The sequence below is a fragment of the Mesorhizobium sp. B2-2-3 genome (assembly GCF_006442405.1).
Classification (GTDB): Bacteria; Pseudomonadota; Alphaproteobacteria; order Rhizobiales; family Rhizobiaceae; genus Mesorhizobium.
In genome coordinates, this window is sequence record NZ_VFWC01000006.1 from 216,877 (window position 1) to 237,080 (window position 20,204).

19 protein-coding genes are annotated in these 20,204 nt (G+C 62.1%); 10 read left to right on the plus strand and 9 right to left on the minus strand.

What is annotated here, in order from left to right:
• Position 1: 1 nt before the first annotated feature.
• From FJ951_RS13485 to FJ951_RS13500, 4 genes are all read right to left on the minus strand, one after another.
• Positions 2–1,906, minus strand: a complete 1,905-nt coding sequence (locus FJ951_RS13485; protein WP_181165342.1) for an ABC transporter ATP-binding protein/permease — start codon at positions 1,904–1,906, stop codon at positions 2–4.
• A gap of 372 nt (positions 1,907–2,278) precedes the next feature.
• Positions 2,279–2,548 carry a hypothetical protein gene (locus FJ951_RS13490; RefSeq protein WP_140515396.1) on the minus strand — a complete coding sequence of 90 codons (270 nt, stop codon included), beginning with the start codon at positions 2,546–2,548 and terminating at the stop codon, positions 2,279–2,281.
• Entirely contained in the window at positions 2,523–3,203 is a 681-nt protein-coding gene (locus tag FJ951_RS13495; protein WP_140498610.1) for a DsbA family protein, read from the minus strand. The genes FJ951_RS13490 and FJ951_RS13495 overlap by 26 nt, the downstream gene beginning before the upstream one ends.
• Positions 3,204–3,264: 61 nt before the next feature.
• A complete protein-coding gene (locus FJ951_RS13500) occupies positions 3,265–5,085 on the minus strand; it encodes an extracellular solute-binding protein (protein WP_140515397.1) in 1,821 nt (606 codons plus the stop codon).
• 225 nt (positions 5,086–5,310) lie between these two features.
• Here FJ951_RS13500 and FJ951_RS13505 point away from each other — a divergent pair, with 225 nt between their 5' ends.
• Positions 5,311–5,940 (plus strand): invasion associated locus B family protein, encoded by a 630-nt coding sequence (locus FJ951_RS13505; protein WP_140498608.1) that lies wholly within the window; start codon positions 5,311–5,313, stop codon positions 5,938–5,940.
• A gap of 92 nt (positions 5,941–6,032) precedes the next feature.
• On the opposite strand, the gene hspQ is transcribed toward FJ951_RS13505, so the two are convergent.
• A complete protein-coding gene (gene hspQ / locus FJ951_RS13510; RefSeq protein WP_181165343.1) occupies positions 6,033–6,356 on the minus strand; it encodes a heat shock protein HspQ in 324 nt (107 codons plus the stop codon).
• 159 nt (positions 6,357–6,515) lie between these two features.
• On the minus strand, positions 6,516–7,730 hold the full coding sequence (locus FJ951_RS13515) for a UbiH/UbiF family hydroxylase (RefSeq protein WP_140515398.1): 1,215 nt from the start codon (positions 7,728–7,730) through the stop codon (positions 6,516–6,518).
• 112 nt (positions 7,731–7,842) lie between these two features.
• On the opposite strand from FJ951_RS13515, the gene FJ951_RS13520 reads away from it, so the two are divergent.
• The 8 genes from FJ951_RS13520 to FJ951_RS13555 all read left to right on the plus strand — a co-directional run bounded on the left by FJ951_RS13520 (position 7,843) and on the right by FJ951_RS13555 (position 16,147).
• Positions 7,843–8,739, plus strand: coding sequence for a DUF2182 domain-containing protein (locus tag FJ951_RS13520; RefSeq protein ID WP_181172234.1), 897 nt, complete (start codon positions 7,843–7,845; stop codon positions 8,737–8,739).
• A gap of 14 nt (positions 8,740–8,753) precedes the next feature.
• Positions 8,754–9,368, plus strand: coding sequence for a DUF1326 domain-containing protein (locus tag FJ951_RS13525; protein ID WP_140515399.1), 615 nt, complete (start codon positions 8,754–8,756; stop codon positions 9,366–9,368).
• Positions 9,365–10,183, plus strand: a complete 819-nt coding sequence (gene pcsA, locus FJ951_RS13530) for a phosphatidylcholine synthase (RefSeq protein WP_140498605.1) — start codon at positions 9,365–9,367, stop codon at positions 10,181–10,183. The genes FJ951_RS13525 and pcsA overlap by 4 nt, the downstream gene beginning before the upstream one ends.
• Before the next feature lie 27 nt (positions 10,184–10,210).
• A complete protein-coding gene (locus FJ951_RS13535) occupies positions 10,211–11,188 on the plus strand; it encodes a quinone oxidoreductase (RefSeq protein WP_140515400.1) in 978 nt (325 codons plus the stop codon).
• Between the two features lie 215 nt (positions 11,189–11,403).
• Complete coding sequence (locus FJ951_RS13540; protein WP_181165345.1) at positions 11,404–12,981, plus strand: ABC transporter ATP-binding protein; 1,578 nt, start codon at positions 11,404–11,406, stop codon at positions 12,979–12,981.
• Positions 12,978–14,108 (plus strand): ABC transporter permease, encoded by a 1,131-nt coding sequence (locus FJ951_RS13545; RefSeq protein ID WP_140498602.1) that lies wholly within the window; start codon positions 12,978–12,980, stop codon positions 14,106–14,108. The genes FJ951_RS13540 and FJ951_RS13545 overlap by 4 nt, the downstream gene beginning before the upstream one ends.
• On the plus strand, positions 14,108–15,028 hold the full coding sequence (locus tag FJ951_RS13550; protein ID WP_140498601.1) for an ABC transporter permease: 921 nt from the start codon (positions 14,108–14,110) through the stop codon (positions 15,026–15,028). The genes FJ951_RS13545 and FJ951_RS13550 overlap by 1 nt, the downstream gene beginning before the upstream one ends.
• A 51-nt stretch (positions 15,029–15,079) precedes the next feature.
• Positions 15,080–16,147, plus strand: coding sequence for a BMP family ABC transporter substrate-binding protein (locus tag FJ951_RS13555; protein WP_140498600.1), 1,068 nt, complete (start codon positions 15,080–15,082; stop codon positions 16,145–16,147).
• Between the two features lie 46 nt (positions 16,148–16,193).
• Here FJ951_RS13555 and FJ951_RS13560 read toward each other — a convergent pair whose 3' ends face one another.
• Positions 16,194–17,303, minus strand: coding sequence for an acyltransferase (locus FJ951_RS13560; protein WP_140515401.1), 1,110 nt, complete (start codon positions 17,301–17,303; stop codon positions 16,194–16,196).
• Positions 17,304–17,402: 99 nt separating this feature from the next.
• Positions 17,403–18,716, minus strand: a complete 1,314-nt coding sequence (rimO, locus tag FJ951_RS13565) for a 30S ribosomal protein S12 methylthiotransferase RimO (protein WP_140498598.1) — start codon at positions 18,714–18,716, stop codon at positions 17,403–17,405.
• Between the two features lie 310 nt (positions 18,717–19,026).
• On the opposite strand from rimO, the gene FJ951_RS13570 reads away from it, so the two are divergent.
• Positions 19,027–19,452, plus strand: coding sequence for a hypothetical protein (locus FJ951_RS13570; protein WP_140498597.1), 426 nt, complete (start codon positions 19,027–19,029; stop codon positions 19,450–19,452).
• Between the two features lie 29 nt (positions 19,453–19,481).
• Here the strand turns inward: FJ951_RS13570 and FJ951_RS13575 are convergent, their stop codons facing one another.
• Entirely contained in the window at positions 19,482–20,168 is a 687-nt protein-coding gene (locus tag FJ951_RS13575) for a TerC family protein (RefSeq protein ID WP_140498596.1), read from the minus strand.
• Between the last annotated feature and the right edge of the window lie 36 nt (positions 20,169–20,204).

A 20,204-nucleotide genomic window follows, 5' to 3' on the forward strand; every position in this document is an offset into this window, starting at 1 on the left:
GCTACTTCTGCTTCAGCCGGCGCGGAAAACGCAGCCATTTGTCGTCGACCGGCCTTGGCACCGGCCCCGGCTGTGCGAGAATGGTGGTGAGCTCGGGAGGCAGGCTCGGCACCAGCGGCTTCTTGGTGGCGACGCCGTCCGCGATCGCGACGATCGAGTGGTAGAACTCGGCGCCGGTGACCGATCGCGGCGCCACCGCTTCATGCATGACGCTGATCACCGTTACATCGGGGCAGTTGTCCTTGATCGCCTGGTGGAAGGCAACCTTGCCCTCCGGATCGAGTGCGCCGGTCGCCTCGTCCAGGAATAGTAGCCCGGGTTGATGGAGCACGATGCGGGCCACCACCAGCTTCTGTTTCTGACCGCCGGACAGGACCTGATCCCAGCTTTTGCCTTCGCGGCTTTCGTCGCCCATATTCTCGATGAAGTCGCCCAGACCCGCCTTGTGCAGCGCGGACGCGACCTGCGCGTCGCCATGGTCGTGCTCGGAGCCCGGCAGGCAGACCAGCTGCTTCAGGGTCACCTGCTGCAGCTTGACCTCCTGGGCTGCATAGAAACTCTTCACCCCTTCGGGGAAGACGATGGTGCCGCGGCCGTAGGGCCACAGGCCGTTGATGGCCTTGATCAGCGAGGTCTTGCCGCAGCCGGATTCGCCTTTCAGGAAGGTCCATTCGCCGCGCCGGAAGCGCAGGTTCGCCGCTACGAGGAAAGGCGTTGCGTCCTCACCCTGATGCGCCAGTTCGAGCTTCTGGATGGTCAAGCCAAAAACCGGGTTCTGGCTGGCGTAGCGGAAGTCGGAACGGCCGCTCTGGCTGTAGAATTCCTGGGGGTGCTGAACGTTCTCGATCGCATTGGCCAACTCGGTGACACGCTGGCTGTTGGCGCGCAGGGTGGCGATGGCGGGCATGACATGGATGAACCACGAACATTGGCCGATCAGCGAATTGACCAGTTCGGAGCCGGTTATGTAACCCTTCAGGTCGAAGCCGTTGTGGATGAACGGCACAAGGCCCGGCCCATAGGCGACAATGCGGGCGCCGATGAAATTGTAGATCAGCTCGAACGACATGTAGACGGTGTTGACGATGTTGAGCCGCGTCCATGTGCCGTCAATATCGCCATAGAGGCGGCCATGCATGGTCCTCTGAACGCTTTCGCCCCGCGAGGCCGCGACATGGAAGCTGCGGCGCAGGAATGTCGTCAGCTCGCCACGGTAACTGCCTTCGGCCTGCTGCATCCTGACATTGAGACGCTCGAGCATGCCACCGAGCTTTACCGCGATCCAAGTGTTGAGCGGCACATAGATGGCGACGGCAAGGAGGGCGAGGATGGCGCTGCCATAGCTGCCGAGGAATTCGAGCCCCTTTACCTCGACGGAGGTCTCGAGCAGCTTCTGGCCGACGAAATAGAGCGAGGTGGCGACACCCAGCACACCCATGGCCAGCCCGATGGCGCCGCCCGTCATGTCCTTGATCGATTCCTGGACGCGCTGATCGATGTTGTCGGGGGCCGGCGCGCCATTGCCGGTCGAGGCATGCTGGGCGTGGAAATGGGTGTGGTTGCCGTCCAGCAGCGCCTCGTTGAAACGGCTGTCGAGCCAACCGCGCCATTTGCGGTGCAAGGTTGCTGAGACGAGATTGCGGATGCCCGTGAAGCCGGCGTCCTTGAGCACGACCAGCAGCACCAAAATACCGGCATTGGCCAAAAGCGTCTGGAGAGGGGTGGTGTTGGCGGCGTCGTGGAAGAAGGCGATCGAGTTGACCAGTTCCCCGGATGCTTCTGCGAACCAGACGCCGGCCTTGCTGGACAGAGCGGTGAGCAGCGCGATCACCAGCGTCAGCGTCCAGGCCTCCTTCCACCGGTCCGAGACCCAGTAGGCCCGCATCAGGCCCCAGAAGCTGCGCATCGAGGAAACCGGGGTCAGAAGCGACCGCCTTGCGGCATCGCTGTGTAGTCCATCTGTTCCTGACAGTTGCGGTGGTCTGTCGACCCGAATCACAATCCCGCCCAAACCTTTTTTGTATTGTTACGGATGGTAACACCAATTGATCATTTTCCATTAATTTTTATAGGGGGGCAGCGGGATTGAGGTGGATGCCGTGGCTGCAGGGCAACAGGTTGGGCTTTCCGAGCGTCGCGCCAAAGCCGACGAAAAGCCGGTTTAAGCTAGTGATGTCAGGTAATTACGCGGCATCAGAGCGCGACGTTTCTACCTTCCCCTAGGGAAGGCGTTCGCACGAATTTGTGACCCGCTTGGGCTGCCCGGCAAGCCGGCTTTTCATTGCAGGCTAATCAAAATTCCGGAAAACACGTCGCCCTGGACGCTTGATTCCTCGCCGGCATGTCCCCGTCGGAAGTCCGGAAATGACCTGAGACGCTGGGCAAGCCAGCGATCGACCGGACCGGCGGCATCAAGGCAGGCCGCGACGCCGGCAAAGCCGATGATCGCGGAACCCACCGGGGCCAGGCGTTGCCTCACGCCCGGGGAGGGCTGCTTGAAAATCCTGCGTTGAAGATCGGGTTCAGTCGACTTTTTCCAGTTCGCCACGCGCCTTGGCGGCGGCTACCTGGCGGATGGCGTCGGCGAGCGTGTCGACGTCCTGCGCGCCCATCACCGCGTATTTGCCCTCCAGCAGGAAGCATGGCACGCCTGATATGCCCATGCGCGACGCGGTGGCGATCTCGGTGCGAACCGCCTCGACATCGGCATCGGTCGGCAAGAGCGTCTCGACAACGGATGCGTCCATTCCGGTCTCGCGCGCCGCCTCGACCAGCACGGCGTGATCGCCGATGTTGGCGCCTTCTTCGAAGTTCAGCTGGAACAGGCGGCGCACCAGCCGGTTCTGCACGTCTTCGCCGGCCGCACCGGCCCAGCGAATGACGCGATGGGCATCAAGCGTGTTGGGCGCGACCTTGATGGCGCCGAAAGCGAAGGAAATGCCTTCGGCTTCACCGAGCGGCTCGATACGGGCGTGGATCTGGCGAATGTGTTCGTCGCTGCCGAACTTGGCCAGCATATACTCGCGGCGATCCTTGCCTTCCGGCGGAATGGTCGGATCGAGCTGGAACGGCCGCCAGCGTATATGCACATCCACCTCGCCGGCGGCGGCGACCGCCTTATCCAGCCGCTTCTGGCCGATGAAGCACCATGGGCACACGACGTCGGACACCACGTCTATGGTGATCGTATTCGCTTGGCTCATCTCGATCTCCTGAACGTTCGGGCGCCGTGCACTTACCGGGCTTCCACTCCTGGGCCTATGCTCAGTTCGGCTTTCGCCACCAGGTCGGCAACTGGTAACCGAATATGGGCGTCTTTTGCGGATGGTCCAGATAATTCCAGTAAGCGATCCATTGCTGCGTGTTGTGCTGCATCGGCACCATGTAGTTGCCGGAGATCAGCAACCGGTCGAGAACGCGCACGGCGGCGACGTAATCCTCCTTGGTGCGGGCGCGCAACATGGCCTCGATCGCAGCGTCCACCGCGGGATCGGCGACGCCGGCGAGGTTGAACGAACCTTCAGCCTTGGCGGCGGAGGATGACCAACGCCCGATCTGCTCGATGCCGGGCGAGAGCGAATTGTTGAAGCCGCTCGAGCCGATCAGCACCTCGAAATCGAAACGCTGCTTGCGCGACTGTATCTGGTCGCCGTCGAGGCTGCGGATGGAGACATCGATGCCGATCTTTTCCAGCGTGCGCTGGTAGATGCCGGCGAGACGCTCCTCGTCCTGCGAGGCGGTCAGGATCTCGAAGCCGAAGGGCTTGCCCTCGGGGTCGAGCATCGTGCCGCCCTGCAGGTGGTAGCCGATGCTTTTCAGGAGATCGAAAGCCGCTTTCAGCACCTTTCGGTCCTGGCCCGAGCCATCGGTCACCGGCGGCCGCCAGGTTCCGTCCATGACGTCGGCCGGCACGCGGCCGGGGTAGGGCGCCAGCAACGCTTTTTCCCTGTCGTCGGCCGGATGGCCGAGCGCCGAAAGCTCGGAATTCTGCCAGTAGCTCATCGTTCGCGCGTATTTGCCGCCAAACAGGTTCTTGTTGGCCCATTCGAAGTCGTAGAGCATGCCGAGCGCCTGACGCACCACGGGGTTCGAGAATTTCGGCAGCCTCGTGTTGAACAGGAAACCGGTCACGACGGGTGGAATACCGGTGTCGAAAGTTTCGGCAACCACCTCTCCCCTATGGAAAGCGGGAAAATCCAGATCGCGTTCGCGCTTCACCGGATCGCTGTCGTCGTCGATGGCGCAAAGGCCTTTCTTGAACGCCTCGAGCTTGGCATTGGCGTTGAGGAAATATTCGATGGTGATCTGGTCGTAATTGTCGAAGCCGCGCTTGGCCGGAATATCCTTGCCCCAATAGTCCGGGTTGCGCTTGAAAACGATGCGCTGGCCGGGCGTCACCTGTGCGATCCTGTAGGGGCCGCTGCCGATCAACGGCTTCAGCGTCGTCCTGTCGAAAGTCTCGATGTCGAAGGCGTGCTTGGGGATGATCGGCGTCAGCGCGATGATCAGCGGAAATTCGCGATCGGCCTTGTCGTTGAAGGTGAACCGCACGCTGTGGTCGCCGGTCTTCTCAAGCTTGGCAATCCTGGCCATGCGGTCGCTGTAGGGCGGACGGCCTTTCTGCGTATAGGCATCGTAGGTGAACAGCACGTCCTCCGGCGTCACCGGCTGGCCGTCCGACCATTTGGCATTCGGGTTGAGATGGAATTCGATGCTCTTGCGCTCGGAATCCATGTCGGCCGACTCGGCAAGCAAGCCATAGAGCGTGAAGGCCTCGTCGGCATTGCGCTGCATCAGCGGCTCGAAGACCAGATTGCCGAAGATCGTGTCCATCATGCCGCGCGCCGTGGTGCGCAGGCTCTTCAGGATGAAGGGGTTGAGATTGTCGAAACTGCCGACGACGCAATAGGTAATGCTGCCGCCCTTCGGCGCGTCGGGATTGACGTAGTCGAAATGCGCATAGTCGGGCGGCAGGGCCGGCTCACCCTGCATGGCAATTGCATATCTGGGTTCCGACGCCGCCGGCAGGGGCGAAAGGGCGAAAAATGATGTCGCGGTGATCAGCCAAACGAGAACGCGGCCCATGACCGTCTCCTTACCGGGTCGGCTTGATGATTCGGTGCGCACACTAGCATGGGGCATCGCCAATGTTCGTTGCCAAGAATCGCAGATTGCGGGCTGGATTCGGCACCGCTTGCAGTGTAACACGCCGTCCGAAGTCATTCTGTTGCCTCATTTCGGCAACAGGTAGCTGGACCACACGGCGCGAAGAAGCGGGTCCCCGGGATCATTTGAGAGGAAGTGCACGACATGACGAGCCTGAACAGCAATGCGTACCGCCTGTCGGTCATGGCCGCTGGCGTGATCGGCTTTCTGGGCGCGGCAATTCCCGTTGCTTCCGCACAGCAGCAACAACAGATCCCGCAGGGCTGGTTCAAGGCTTGCACAAAGCAGGAAGACGTCGACATCTGCAACGTGCAGAACATCACCACCGCCGGCAACGGCCAGTTGGTCACCGGCGTGAGCCTGATCGAGCTGAAAGGCAAGGTGAACCGCAAGGTCTTCCAGGTGACGGTTCCGACCGGTCGTCTGGTTGGTGCCGGCATTGGCCTCCAGATCGATACCGGCAAAACGCAGAAGCTTGAATATGTGGTCTGCTTCCCCGACCGCTGCGTGGCGGAAGTGCCGCTGACCGACCAGCTCGTCGCCTCCTTCAAGAAGGGCCAGGCGCTCACCTTGACCTCGATCAATTTCCAGAACCAGCCCAATCCGATCAAGGTCGCGCTGCAGGGCTTCAGCGGCGCCTATGACGGCCCGCCGCTGCAGCAGTCGGACATCGAGGACCGGCAGAAGAAGCTCCAGGATTTCGTCGCCAAGAACAACCAGGACTTCGCCAAGAAGCTCAAGGAAGAGCAGGACAAGGCGAAGACCGCGAACTGATCGGTTCGGGCATTCTCAAAGCCACAAAAAAGCGGGGTCATGCCCCGCTTTTTTGCTTCTGCACCTGACTCACTGATCAGTGCCTGAGGTGATCAATGCCTGGACTGCCGTTTCGGTTCGTAGCGTCCGTCCGGCTTTTTGTCGAACATTTCCTTGATCTGCGGGTGGCGGACCGGTTCTCCCGATTGGTCCTCGAGCAGATTCTGCTCGGACACATAGGCGATGTACTCGGTTTCCGAATTCTCGGCGAGCAGATGGTAGAACGGCTGGTCCTTGCGCGGGCGCACGTCGACGGGGATCGCCTCGTACCATTCCTCCGTATTGGCGAATTGCGGATCGACATCGAAAATGATGCCCCGGAACGGAAACAGCCGATGGCGAACCACCTGTCCGATCGCGAATTTGGCTGTTCTCATCGTACTCACCACTGAATTCCTTAGCTTTATTTGGCGCAGACTCCGAATCAATTCAATCCCGAAGCTTTGAGCGTCCTCAAGCTGCGTGTGATACGTAGCAAAGATTGTGGGCGAGTTGCCGGCCATCGATGCCTGCCGGCAGCAAATGTGTTCGCAAGCTCACTGCTGGCGCGCTTGCTTTCCCAAGCCACCGCCAAGCGCCGCAAACCCGCTGCCGGGACGGAGCCCTTCGCGCATGAAGAAAGCGCGAAGCGGTGCAAAACCACCAAGCACGCCGAGCCCGGCACCGCGCGCCATCTGCGCCGGCAGCAGGTCGGAAAGCAGCGACATGTTCAGTAGATTGACCGCGCTGCTGCGCGCCAGAATATCGGGCCGGCGCTTGAAGTCATAGATGGCGAGGGCTTTCGCGGCCCCTGGGTCTTCATAATTTTCATTCGCGATTCCAATAAGATCGTCGATATCCCTGATGCCAAGATTGAGCCCTTGCGCGCCGATCGGCGGAAATACGTGGGCGGCTTCGCCGACAAGCGCCACCCGGTCGCGCGCAAAACGCAGCGGCGTCGCCGTTGCAAGCGGATAGACCTGCCGGCCTGGCTCGACCGTCACCCGGCCCAGCATGGACTGCATCCGCTGTTCGACCCGCAGCGACAACGTCGCATCGTCCAGCGCGGCAAGTTCCGTGGCGGTTTCCGGCTTGACCACCCAGACCAGGCTCGAGCGGTTGCCGGGCAGCGGAACCTGCGTGAACGGACCGGTTTCGGTATGGAGTTCGGTCGAGGTGAAGGCATGATCGCGGCCGTGGGAGAAGTTGAGCACCAGCGCTGCCTGGGGATAAGTCCGGGCGGCGGTCGAGATGCCCGCCGCCTGGCGCGCCGGCGACAGGCGTCCGTCGGCGGCAACCGCCAGGGATGCTTCGATCACGCTGCCGTCGGCAAGGGCCGCGCGAGCCTTATCGGCGCCGAGATGCCAGGCATCGACCATGGATGTCAGCCACGCGATCCCGGAATGCGCGGCAACCCTGCCGGCGAGCGCGGGAATGAGGACGCTATTGGGCAGGTTGAGCCCGAACTGATCCTCGTCGATCTCGCTGGCGCGGAAGGTGACGACCGGACTGCGGATCAATCGGTTGGTCGCGTCGACGATGCGCATCACCTTGAGGGGCGCGGCCTGCGGCTTGATGTCGGCGAGGACGCCCAGCCGCTCAAGCACCTTCAAGGCAGGGTTCATCAGTGCCGTCGTGCGGCCATCGGGAGCGGATGCCTCCGGCCCGACGAGCGTCACCGGAAAGCCGGCATCGGCGAAACCGAGCGCGGCGATCAGCCCTGCCGGCCCCGTGCCGGCGATGAGTATCCGTGTTGTTTTCTGATGCTCCAAGATCGGCTTCCGGCTTGCGATGCGGGGCAGCGCACGCGCCCCGCCACTCGATGAGCATATAGGTCAGGTCATACGGCTTGATCAACGGGGCGATTCGGCCCATTCGAAGGTCATGACCGGCCGCCAGGACGACTTCAGCCATCTCGACAGCGCAGGCCGTGCGACGGCCGATATCGCACGCAACCCGCGTTTGACGGTGAACCTCGTTGTCGGCGCCGGCATCCTGCTTGCCTGGCTGTCCCTGGCCGCAATGGCGGTCCGCGCCGCGGAGGGACGCGCCGCGGGTATCGGCGCGCCCGGCGACGCCTTGTTGAAAACCCTGCCGCAGCTGCCGTTGCCCGATTCGCTGGCCCGGTTCTTCGCGCTGTGCCTCTCGGCCGCGCCCCTGGACGGAGATATCGGCCCGCGCGCCGGTGCGTTGACGGCAATGTGGTTCCTGATGGCGATCGCGACGATGCTGCCCTCGGCGGCGCCGATGATCCGAACCTATTGCGAGATCGCCGATACGGCCAGGATCAGGCATGAGCCGGTCGTCCATCCGCTGGTGCTGGTCGCCGGCTATCTCTCGATATGGCTGGCCGCGTCGGCGGGGTTTGCGGTGCTGACGCTCGCCCTCGATGCGTTCGCCTCGTCCGGCCAGATGCTCGATCCGGTCCTGGGCATTGCCGGTACCGTCGCCTTGCTGGTCGCCGGCCTCTACCAGTTCAGCGGCCTGAAGGAGGCCTGTCTGAAGAAATGCAGGAACCCGTTCGCGATCCTGTTTTCCAACTGGAGCGTCCGGCCCGCCGCCATTTTTCGGCTCGGCGTCGCGCATGGCGTCTGGTGCCTTGGCTGCTGCTGGGCACTGATGCTGGTGATGTTCGCCGTGGGCGTGATGAACGTCTTCTGGATGGCGCTGATCGGCCTGTTCACCCTGATCGAAAAACAAGCCGCAAGCAGGCTTCCAACCCGGCTGGCCGGTGCGATACTGCTTGTCTGGGCAGCCGCGCTGCTAGTAGTCTCGCTATGAGTGGGGGAAACTCGATGACGGATCCGAGCTGGGCAATGAAAGGGGAGCTCGTACTCTCCTGCAATTGCACGGTTTTTTGCCCTTGCGTGCTGTCGCTGGGCAGCCATCCTCCGACCGAAGGCTATTGCCAGACCTGGGCGGGTTTCCGTATCGATGCCGGTCATTTCGGAGAGGTCGACCTGTCAGGGCTTAATCTCGGGCTGATCATGGAAATCCCCGGCTATATGAGCCGCGGCAACTGGACCGCCGGCCTGTTCATCGACGTCAGAGCCTCGATCTACGCGGTCAAGGCGTTGACGAAGATTTTCACCGGCAAGGCGGGCGGGACGACGTCGCTGCTTTCGATCCTCGTCGGCAAATTCCTCGGTGTCGAACAAGTGCCGATTACCTATGAGACACGCGACAAGACGCGTATCTTCCAGATACCGAAGATCATCGATGGGGCGGTCACGCCAATTGCCGGCAAGGACCGCGACAAGGACACGGTGATCAGCAATTCCGAATATTGGATCGCGCCGGAGATCATCGTGGCCAAGTCCGACAAGAGCAAGATGCGAGCCTTTGGTCGCAACTGGAATTTCGGCGGCCGTTCAGCCGAAATCTGCAAGCTGGACTGGCAGGGCCCGTGAGCAAGAACACAACGGCCAGGAAAGCCGCCAAGAAAATCGCCGACCGGATTCCGCGGCCGAAGAAGAAAGTCACCTGGCCGCAGGCGCGCGCCTTTTCGGTGCATCTCCTGACCGCCTCCGGTTCGTTCCTGGCCTTCCTGTCGCTGGTGGCGGCGAGCGAGGAGCGCTGGACGGCCATGTTCTGGTGGCTGGGGCTGGCGCTGTTCGTCGACGGCATAGACGGGCCGATCGCGCGCAAGCTCGAGGTCAAGGAGATCCTGCCAACATGGTCGGGAGAGCTCCTCGACAACATCATCGACTATGTCACCTATGTGCTGATCCCGGCCTTCGCGCTCTATCAGCGCGGCTTCATGGGCGAGGGTCTGTCGTTCCTGTCGGCGGCCATCATCGTGGTGTCCAGCGCGATCTACTATGCAGACACCGGCATGAAGACGAAGGAGAATTTCTTCAAGGGATTCCCCGTTGTCTGGAACATGGTGGTGTTCACGCTGTTCGTCATCGAGCCGGGACAATGGGTCTCGTTCGCGGTGGTCGTGGTGGCAGGCATCCTGACATTCGTTCCGATCAACTTCATCCATCCGGTTCGGGTGGTGCGGCTGCGGCGCATCAATCTCGCAATGACTCTTTTGTGGTGCGCTTTCGGCGCGCTTGCGCTTGCGCAAGCGGCACTCGCCGCCTTCTATGACCAGATCGGCGTGCTGGGCGCGCAGGTCAGCACCTTCATAAAGATTGGCATTACCGTTACCGGGCTCTATCTCGCCTGTATCGGCGGCATCATGCAGTTCTTTCCAAATCTCGGTGCCAAAAAAGCCTGATCGGCCCATTTCTCAAGGAAGCCCACCATGCCCAAAGCAGTCCGCATCCTCGCCCATGGCGGTCCGGAAGTCCTGACCTATGAGGACACCGATCCCGGCCAACCGGGATCAGGGCAGATCCTGGTCAGACACACGGCAATCGGCCTCAATTTCATCGACGTCTATCATCGCTCCGGTCTCTATCCGCCGCCCGGCGGGTTTCCGCTCATTCCCGGCAGCGAGGCGGCCGGTTCGGTGCTGGCTGTGGGCGAGGGCGTCGACTGGCTGAAGCCCGGCGACCGGATCGCCTATGCCGTCACCACAGGCGCCTATGCGCAGGAGCGCGTCATCGATGCCAGCAAGGTCGTCAAGGTGCCGGACGGCATCAGCGACGAGCAGGCGGCAGCAATGATGCTGAAAGGCATGACCGCCGAATATCTCTTGCGCCGGATTTTCAAGGTCAAGGCAGGCGACACCATCCTGTTCCATGCGGCAGCCGGCGGCGTCGGGCTCATTCTCGGCCAATGGGCGAAGCATCTGGGCGCGACCGTCATCGGCACGGCAAGTTCGAGCGACAAGATCGAACTCGCAAAGGCACACGGCTTCGACCATGTCATCAACTACAAGGAGCAGGATTTCGTTGCCGGCGTCGCGGCCATCACCGGCGGCAAAAAATGCGACGTCGTCTACGACTCCGTCGGCAACGACACATTCCCGGCCTCGCTCGACTGCCTGAAGCCGCTCGGCATGTTCGTCAGCTTCGGCCAGTCGTCGGGACCGATCCCGCCATTCTCGATGTCGCTGCTGGCGCAGAAAGGCTCCTTGTTCGCCACAAGGCCGACGTTGTTCGTCTACAATGCAAAACGCGAGGATCTGGACGCCTCGGCCGCGGCCTTGTTCGAGGTCGTGCTCAGCGGCGCCGTCGAGATCAAGATCAACCAGCGTTATGCGCTGAAGGACGCGGGCAAGGCGCACGCGGATCTTGAAGGGCGCCGCACGACAGGCACGACCATACTGGTTCCCTGACGGATACTGCCCTGGTTTTCAGCTCTCTCACACAGGTGCGGGCAAGGTTTGCACGAAAAGCCGGCCCGCCGCGCGGTTGCGCGAAGAAGACTGATCTTTGCCCTTGAGTTTCCGCTGAAATTCTTGAAGCTCTTTCAAGTCGAGTGCTGCTTTCGCATGGGAGCTGGCCGCGCATACGATGCTTGCGGGAACACAGAACATATCCGGGAACCCGGATGGGAGGCACTGTGAGTGCAAATCATAACGGAGCGAATCTGCTTGAGGTTCGCGGCCTTACCAAGATTTTCGGCACGCTGACGGCGTGCGATCATGTCGACCTCGACATCGCCAAGGGTGAGATCCACGCGCTGCTCGGCGAGAACGGCGCCGGCAAGTCGACGCTGGTCAAGATGCTGTTCGGCTCGCTGGAACCCAATTCCGGCGAGATCTTCTGGAATGGCCAGGCCGTCCGAATTACCAGCCCGGGCGTCGCGAAAAAGCTCGGCATCGGCATGGTATTCCAGCACTTCTCGCTGTTCGAGGCACTGACGGCGGCCGAGAACATCGCGCTTTCCCTGGATGACGGTTCGCCGATCAGCAGCATCGCGGCCAAGGCGAGGGCGCTTTCCTACAGCTATGGCCTGCCGCTCGATCCGGAATCGCTGGTCGGCGACCTGTCGGTGGGCGAGCGCCAGCGCATCGAGATCATCCGCTGCCTGCTGCAGACGCCGCAACTCATCATCCTCGACGAGCCGACTTCGGTGCTGACGCCGCAGGAGGCCGACAAGCTGTTCGAGACGCTCGAACGTCTGCGCTCGGAAGGCAAATCGATCCTGTACATCTCGCACCGGCTGGAGGAGGTCAAACGCATCTGCGACCGCGCCACCGTGCTGCGGCACGGCAAGGTGGTCGGCCACTGCAATCCGCGCGAGGAGACCGCCGCGTCCTTGGCCCGCATGATGGTCGGCAACGAAGTGCAGGCCGTGGTGCGCGCGCCGGTCGCGGGCATCGAAACGGCACAGTCCCTGCTCGAAATCCGCGGCCTCAGCCGCAAGCCGGCGACGCCGTTTTCGATCCCGCTCAAGAATATCAATCTCACCGTCCGCGCCGGCGAGGTGATCGGCATCGCCGGTGTCGCGGGCAACGGCCAGGGCGAGTTCTTCGAATCCGTTTCCGGTGAAGTCCTGCAGCCGGATGCCGCCTCGGTGCGCATTCGCGGCAAGGATGCGGGCAGCCTCAGCATTACCGGGCGCCGGCTGCTGGGTGCAGCCTTCGTGCCGGAGGAGCGCCTCGGCCATGGTGCCGCCCCGCGCATGCGGCTTTCGGAAAACCTGCTCCTGTCGCGCCATGCCACCGACGGCAAGACCTTCGTCGGGACGGGCGGAATGGTCAAGAGCGGCACCGTCTACGCCGCCGCCCAGCGCATCATCGAGGCGATGGACGTGCGCAAGAGCGCGCCCGATCCGGAGGCGGCAGCGCTGTCCGGCGGCAATCTGCAGAAATTCATCGTCGGCCGCGAACTCGACCGCAGGCCTGACGTCATGGTGGTCAACCAGCCGACCTGGGGTGTCGATGCAGGCGCAGCCGCCCATATCCGCCAGGCACTCATCGAACTGTCCCGCAGCGGATCGGCGGTGTTGGTCATCAGCCAGGATCTCGACGAGCTGTTCGAGATATCGGATGCGATTGCGGTGATGCACAATGGCGAACTGTCCAGGCCGCTGGCGATCGCCGAGGCGACCTTCGAAAAAATCGGCCTGCTGATGGGCGGCGCCGAACCAGGCCACGCCGAACACACGCTGGAGACGGCATGATGCGCCTCGAACTCGTCAAACGGCCGCAGCGCTCGGCGCTGTTTTCCATGCTGTCGCCATTCATCGCCTTCGCGCTGACGATCATCGCGGGCGGCATCATGTTCGCGCTGCTCGGGGTCAATCCGTTCAGCGCGTTCAACATCTATTTCATCGAGCCGGTCAGCCAGGTCTGGCAGTTGCACGAGCTGGCGATCAAGGCGGCGCCGCTGATCCTGATCGCGGTCGGCCTGTCGGTCTGCTACAAGGCCAACATCTGGAACATCGGCGCCGAAGGCCAGTTCATCTTCGGCGCCATCTTCGGCTCGGCCGTTCCGGTGCTGTTTCCTGGGTTCGAGGGCCCATTGGTGCTGCCGCTGATGCTTCTGCTGGGCATGGTCGGCGGTGCCGCCTACGCGGCTATCCCCGCATTTCTGAAAACCCGCTTCAGCACCAACGAGATCCTGACCAGCCTGATGCTGGTTTACGTCGCACAGCTCTTCCTCGACTGGCTGGTGCGCGGACCCTGGCGCGACCCGCAGGGCCATGGCTTCCCGCAGACCATCCAATTCGGCGATTCCGCCATCCTGCCGGAACTGATGCCGGATGCCGGCCGCGCCAATTGGGGCTTCGTGTTCGCGCTGGTCGCGGCGGTGCTGGTGTGGCTGATGATGAGCCGCATGCTCAAGGGTTTCGAGGTTCGCGTGCTCGGCTCCAGCCCGAGGGCGGGGCGCTTCGCCGGCTTCGGCCTCAACCGCATGGTCTTCTTCGCCTTCCTGTTGTCGGGCGCCCTGGCCGGGCTTGCCGGGATATCGGAAGTTTCCGGCGCCATCGGGCAACTTCAGCCCGTCATTTCGCCCGGCTACGGCTTCACCGCCATCATCGTGGCGTTCCTTGGCCGGCTCAATCCGCTCGGCATCGTCGCGGCGGGCCTGGTGCTGGCCCTGACCTATCTCGGCGGCGAGGCGGTGCAAAGCGCGCTCGGCATCTCCGACAAGGTGGCGCGCGTGTTCCAGGGCATGCTGCTGTTCTTCGTGCTCGGCTGCGACACGCTCATCCATTACCGCATCCGGTTGATCGGTCTGGCGCTGACCAAATCGGAGAGTGCCGCGAAGCTCGAGGCCGCGCCAAAGTTGAAGGAAGCCCGCTGATGGACATCACCGTCAACATCCTCCTGACCATCGCCACGGCGGCGACGCCGCTGCTCATTGCGGCGATCGGGGAACTGGTGGTCGAGCGCTCCGGCGTGCTCAACCTTGGCGTCGAAGGCATGATGATCATGGGCGCCGTCGGCGGTTTCGGCGCAGGCTATCTGACCGGCTCGCCCTGGATCGGGCTCTTGGCGGCCATCGCCATGGGCGCGCTGTTCTCGCTGCTGTTTGCCGTCATGACGCTGTCGCTGGCCACCAACCAGGTGGCGACCGGCTTGTCGCTGACACTGCTCGGCCTCGGCCTCTCCGGCATGATGGGAACCAGTTTCGTCGGCCAGCCCGGCGTCAGGTTGCCCAATCTCGATATTCCCGGGCTCAGCTCCATCCCGGTGGTGGGCAGACTGCTGTTCGGCCAGGATCCGTTGTTCTACATCTCGATCGCGCTGACGGCGGCGGTGATGTGGTTCCTGTTCCGGACGCGCACCGGGCTGACGCTGCGCTCGATCGGCGACAGCCACGCCTCGGCGCATGCGCTCGGCATCAGGGTCATCCGCTACCGCTATCTCTCGGTGATCTTCGGCGGCGCCTGCGCCGGTCTTGCCGGCGGCCATCTCTCGCTGGTCTACACCCCGCAATGGGTCGAGAACATGAGCGCGGGCCGCGGCTGGATCGCGCTTGCGTTGGTGGTGTTCGCGTCCTGGCGGCCGTGGCGGGTGCTGGCGGGCGCCTATATCTTCGGCGCGGTGTGGATCGGCCAGCTTCATGCACAGGCTTTTGGCATTCCGGTGCCTTCGCAACTGCTTTCTTCGTTGCCCTATCTGGCGACGGTCGTGGTTCTCGTTCTAATCTCGCGCAACAAGCGTCTGACGATGATGAACACACCGGCTTCCTTGGGGCAGCCATTCGTTCCGGATCGTTGACAACAATAACAAGACGGGAAGCTCCAAGGCTTAACTCAGAGAGGTAACACGATGAAAAAACTGCTTATTGCCCTGATGACGACGACAGCGGCATTTTCGCTGGTCGCGTCCGCGGAGGCCGCCGACAAGCTGAAGGCATGCTGGGTCTATACCGGCCCTATCGGCGACTTCGGCTATTCCTACCAGCACGACCAGGGCCGCCTCGAAGTCGAAAAGGCGCTCGGCGACAAGGTCGAGACCGCCTATCTTGAAAACGTCTCCGAAGGCCCCGATGCCGACCGTGCTTTCGAGCGCTTGGCGCGCGAGGGCTGCAAGATCATCTTCGGCACGTCCTTCGGCTTCATGGATGCAGAAGTGAAGGTCGCCAAGAAGTTCCCCAAGGTGATGTTCGAGCACGCCACCGGCTACAAGACGGCGGACAATCTCGGCATCTACAATGCGCGCTTCTATGAAGGCCGCTATGTGCTCGGTCAGATCGCGGCCAAGGAATCGAAGTCCGGCGTCGCCGGCTACATCGTCTCCTTCCCGATCCCGGAAGTGGTGATGGGCATCAACTCCTTCATGCTCGGTGCGCAGTCGATCAATCCGAATTTCAAGGCCAAGATCGTCTGGGTGAATTCCTGGTTCGATCCGGGCAAGGAAGCCGATGCGGCCAAGGCCCTGTTCGACCAGGGAGCCGATATCATCGTCCAGCACACGGATTCGACCGCGGCCCTGCAGGTGGCCGAGGAGCGCAAGCTGCACGGCTTCGGCCAGTCCTCCGACATGATCAAGTTCGCGCCGAACGCGCAGTTGACCTCGCTGACCGACGAATGGGGACCTTATTACATCAGCCGGGTTCAGGCAGCGATCGACGGCACCTGGAAGCCCGACAATGTCTGGCTCGGCATCAAGGACGGCGCGGTGAAGCTCGCGCCTTACACCAATATGCCCGACGACGTGAAGGCAATGGCCGAGGCGACCGAAAAGAAAATTGCCGGCGGCTGGAATCCCTTCACCGGACCGATCGCCAAGCAGGACGGCTCGCCATGGCTGAAGGACGGCGAGGTCGCCGATGACGGCACGCTGCTCGGCATGAATTTCTACGTCAAGGGCGTCGACGACAAGCTGCCGCAATAAGCTCTACGTACGTTCGTCAGGAAAGGGCGCCGCGCGGCGCCCTTTCTCATTCGGCGGCTTGCGCGGCCACCGAGACATGGCGAAACCGCACCAGGCCGGCGTCCACCACGAGACTGAGCCGGATCCTGAGCCAACGCTGCACCGGCCGCTCGAAATAGCGCCAGATCGCCCACGACACCAAAACCATGAGCGCCACGCAGGTCCACGCTGCAACCCATTTGCCGGCCAGCGGCGTCAAGGCGTTGATGAAGAGATAGCCGGCATTCTGGTGAAGGAGATAAAGCGGGTAAGTCAGCCCGCCGAGAGCCAGCGTGAACGCCGACGGCCTGATCCGGTGGCGCAGCAGGACAGCGCCGATCAGCGCCGCGTGCATCGCTAGGTTGGCGGCCACGAGATGGGCGGACGAGACCGCAATGCCGTAGTGCCCGATCATCCACTGTTGCGTCACAGACAGCGTATAACTGGAGAGCACGAAGGCGGCCGCCAGCAGCAGCAGCAAGGCCGGCACTGAGCGACCATGCGCGTGGAGATGATGGACCAGCATGCCGGCGGCGAAGAACGGCCCGAACTCGGTGAGAAACAGAAGCCGCGCCGCGCCGCTGCCGAGGAAGAGTTCGTTAATGGCCGAGATCGCCAGCCAGCCGAGGATCAGCCTCAATTTCCATTTCTGGAAAATGCCGGCAACGAGGGCCAGCGTCACCCATCCGTAGAAAACCACTTCAAGCACGACCGACCAGTAGACGCCGTCCATGAAAGGCTGACCGACGGCCGGCGCGAACATCGTGAGATTGGCGAGATATTGGCTGAAGGAGACTGGGAGCAGCGGTGTGCCGGAAGAGGCGATAACCGCGAAGCTTATCGTCATGCAGAGCAGAAAGCCCGGATATAGACGCGCAAAACGCGCGACGGCGAATTCTTCCCAGCCGCGGCCATCCGCCGACCATGCGATGACGAAACCGCTGATCAGAAAGAACAGATTGACGCCGAGATAGCCGTATAAAGCGAGCGGCGCGGCCTGAGGATAACCCGCCGTGAGAAAACCGTCTGCAGCCGCGCCACGAAAGAAATAGTGAAACAGCACGACGGCCAGCGCCGCGGCCAGCCTCAACAGGTCCAGTGTCGCGATATAGTCCTGGCGGACAGGTCTGGGGTCCATCCTGAGTTCCTGCATTTACGGTCCGGAAACCATAAAGCAGACGGCGGCCGCACAGGGTAAATGGCCGGAACTATCGCGAAATGTGGTAAATCGCAGCCCTCAGACGGCCGAACCGTAGAGATCATAGGCGTCGGCGCGATCGACCTTGACGGTGACGATGTCGCCGGCGCGCAGCGGGCGTCGCGACTGGATGTGGACGGAACCATCGATCTCCGGCGCATCGTATTTGGTGCGGCCCTTGGCCGACGTGCCATGTGCTTCGTCGATCAGCACCGGCAGGCGCTTGCCGACCTTCTTGGCCAATTGCGTCGCCGAGATCTTCTGCTGGCGCTGCATGAAGCGGTGCCAGCGCGCCTCCTTGATTTCCTGCGGCACCTGCTCAAGGCCGAGTTCGTTGGAGCGCGCGCCCCGTACAGGTTCATATTTGAAGCAGCCGGCGCGATCGATCTTTGCTTCGTCCAGCCAGTCGAGCAGCATCTCGAAATCCTCGTCGGTCTCGCCGGGAAAGCCGACGATGAAGGTCGAGCGGATGGCGAGGTCGGGACACACATCGCGCCAGCCGCGAATGCGCTCAAGCGTCTTTTCGCCATGTGCCGGCCGGCGCATGTTCTTCAACACCTGCGGCGAAGCATGCTGGAAGGGGATGTCGAGGTAGGGAAGGATCTTTCCCTCGGCCATCAGCGGGATGACGTCGGCCACGTGCGGGTAGGGGTAGACATAGTGCATGCGCACCCAGATGCCGAGCTTGCCCAGTTCCTCGGACAGATCGAGGAATTTCGCCCGCACTTCACGATCACCGAACATGCTGGCCTGGTATTTGATGTCGATCCCGTAGGCGCTGGTGTCCTGCGAGATGACGAGGAGTTCCTTGACGCCGGCCTTGGCCAGTTTCTCGGCTTCACGCAGCACATCGGCCGCCGGCCGCGAGACAAGGTCGCCGCGCAGCGCCGGGATGATGCAGAAGGTGCAGCGATTGTTGCAGCCTTCCGAAATCTTGAGATAGGCATAGTGGCGCGGCGTGAGCTTGACGCCTTGAGGCGGCAGGAGATCGATATAGGGATCATGGCTCGGCGGCGCCGCCTCGTGCACGGCCGCCATGACGCTCTCATAGGCCTGCGGACCGGTGATGGCGAGAACGTTGGGATGCTTCTCGCGAATGACATCGGGCTCGGCGCCCAGGCAGCCGGTGACGATGACCCTGCCGTTCTCCGAAAGCGCCGAACCAATGGCGTTGAGCGATTCATCACGGGCGGAATCGAGGAAGCCGCAGGTGTTGACCACGACGAGATCGGCACCGTCATGCTTGCGCGCGATCTCATAGCCCTCGGCGCGCAGGCGCGTGATGATGCGTTCGGAATCCACCAGGGCTTTGGGGCATCCGAGACTGACGAAGCTGACGCGCGGGGCGGACATGGGCAAGGTTCCAATGACATGAACCGGAAACGCTGATCCGGCTCGAAGTCTCGACATATAACGGTTTGCACGGCTCTGGCGGGAGCTCAATTCGGGCGGCGCAATAGCACGGCTCGCCCGAACAGGCAAACAGGCAAGCTCTCCGACATCGGCGATCTCGTTGTGCAGATCGAAGCGAAGAAGCCGAAAGCCGTTGGTTCGCGGCTCTTAAAGCGAATTGCCGGGTAATGGCAGCCAGTCAACGCGACTTTCAGCGCTATGATTAGGACTCACTAATATGCTATAGGCAGAATGGTGAGGGGCTAGTCCCATGAAACAGTTGCTAGGACATATTGCATTGGCGTGGCTTGTGCTGCCCGGCGATGCGGACGCACACGGTTGGTATACGGGCAAGACCGATCCCGTTCTTCACTATGACTGCTGCGGAAACAAGGATTGCCGCCCCATCGATTCCAACGATGTCAGGATGACCAAAGACGGCTATTTTGTCAGGCTGCACCCTACCTACTTGAATGAGCCACAAGAAGCAGAGTGGTTTATCCCGAGAGAACGTGTCCAGGCTGCGCCCGATGATCGATACCACATCTGCGAGCGTCTAATGACGTTTTATCGAACGATCATTCCCCATATGAAGTTTGATCCTTACCAGCGATATAGGTGGACGTGCTTCTTCGCGCCGATGGGCACCGGTTCAATCCCAATTAGAATGAACCACTACGCTGCAATTTCAAACTGACCAACATCGGCGGGCGCGAGGGTTCCAGATCAGTGGCCGCTCGACCCGAACCATGGCGCCAGGAAAGCGAATTGGTCGGGAAACTGCTGCACGGCGCCGTCGAGAAGCATCTTCACGGCGACGTAAAGGATGATCAGCAGGCCGATATAGGCGATCCAGCGGTATTTGTGCAGCAGGCGCGCGACGAAGGACGCGGCGAAGCCCATCAGCGCAATCGACAGAGCGAGGCCGATGATCAGCACCGTCGGATGGTTCATGGCCGCTCCCGCCACGGCCAGGACATTGTCGAGCGACATGGAGACGTCGGCAATGACGATCTGCCAGGCGGCCTGCGAGAAGGTCTTGCGCGGCGACTTGCCGGCAATGGTCCCATCCTTGTCGAAATCGCCATTCGACAGCGCTTCGGTCGCGTCGCGCTCCTGCTCGTGGCTGACACCCAGCTCCCGCCACATCTTCCAGCACACCCAAAGCAGCAGCAGGCCGCCGGCGATGAGGAGCATGGGGCCAATTGTCAGCAGCCATTGCGTGATCAGGGCGAAGAAAATGCGAAGGACGGTGGCCGCGATGATGCCGACCAGAATGGCCCGTTTGCGCTGACTGGCCGGCAAGCCGGCCGCCGCAAGGCCGATGACGATGGCGTTGTCCCCAGCCAGCGCAAGATCGATCGCGATTACCTGAAAAAGGGCCGATAAGCCTGCGGCAGTAAATATTTCCATCGACCTGGAAGCCCTTGCCTGTTCGCCGAGTGTTCG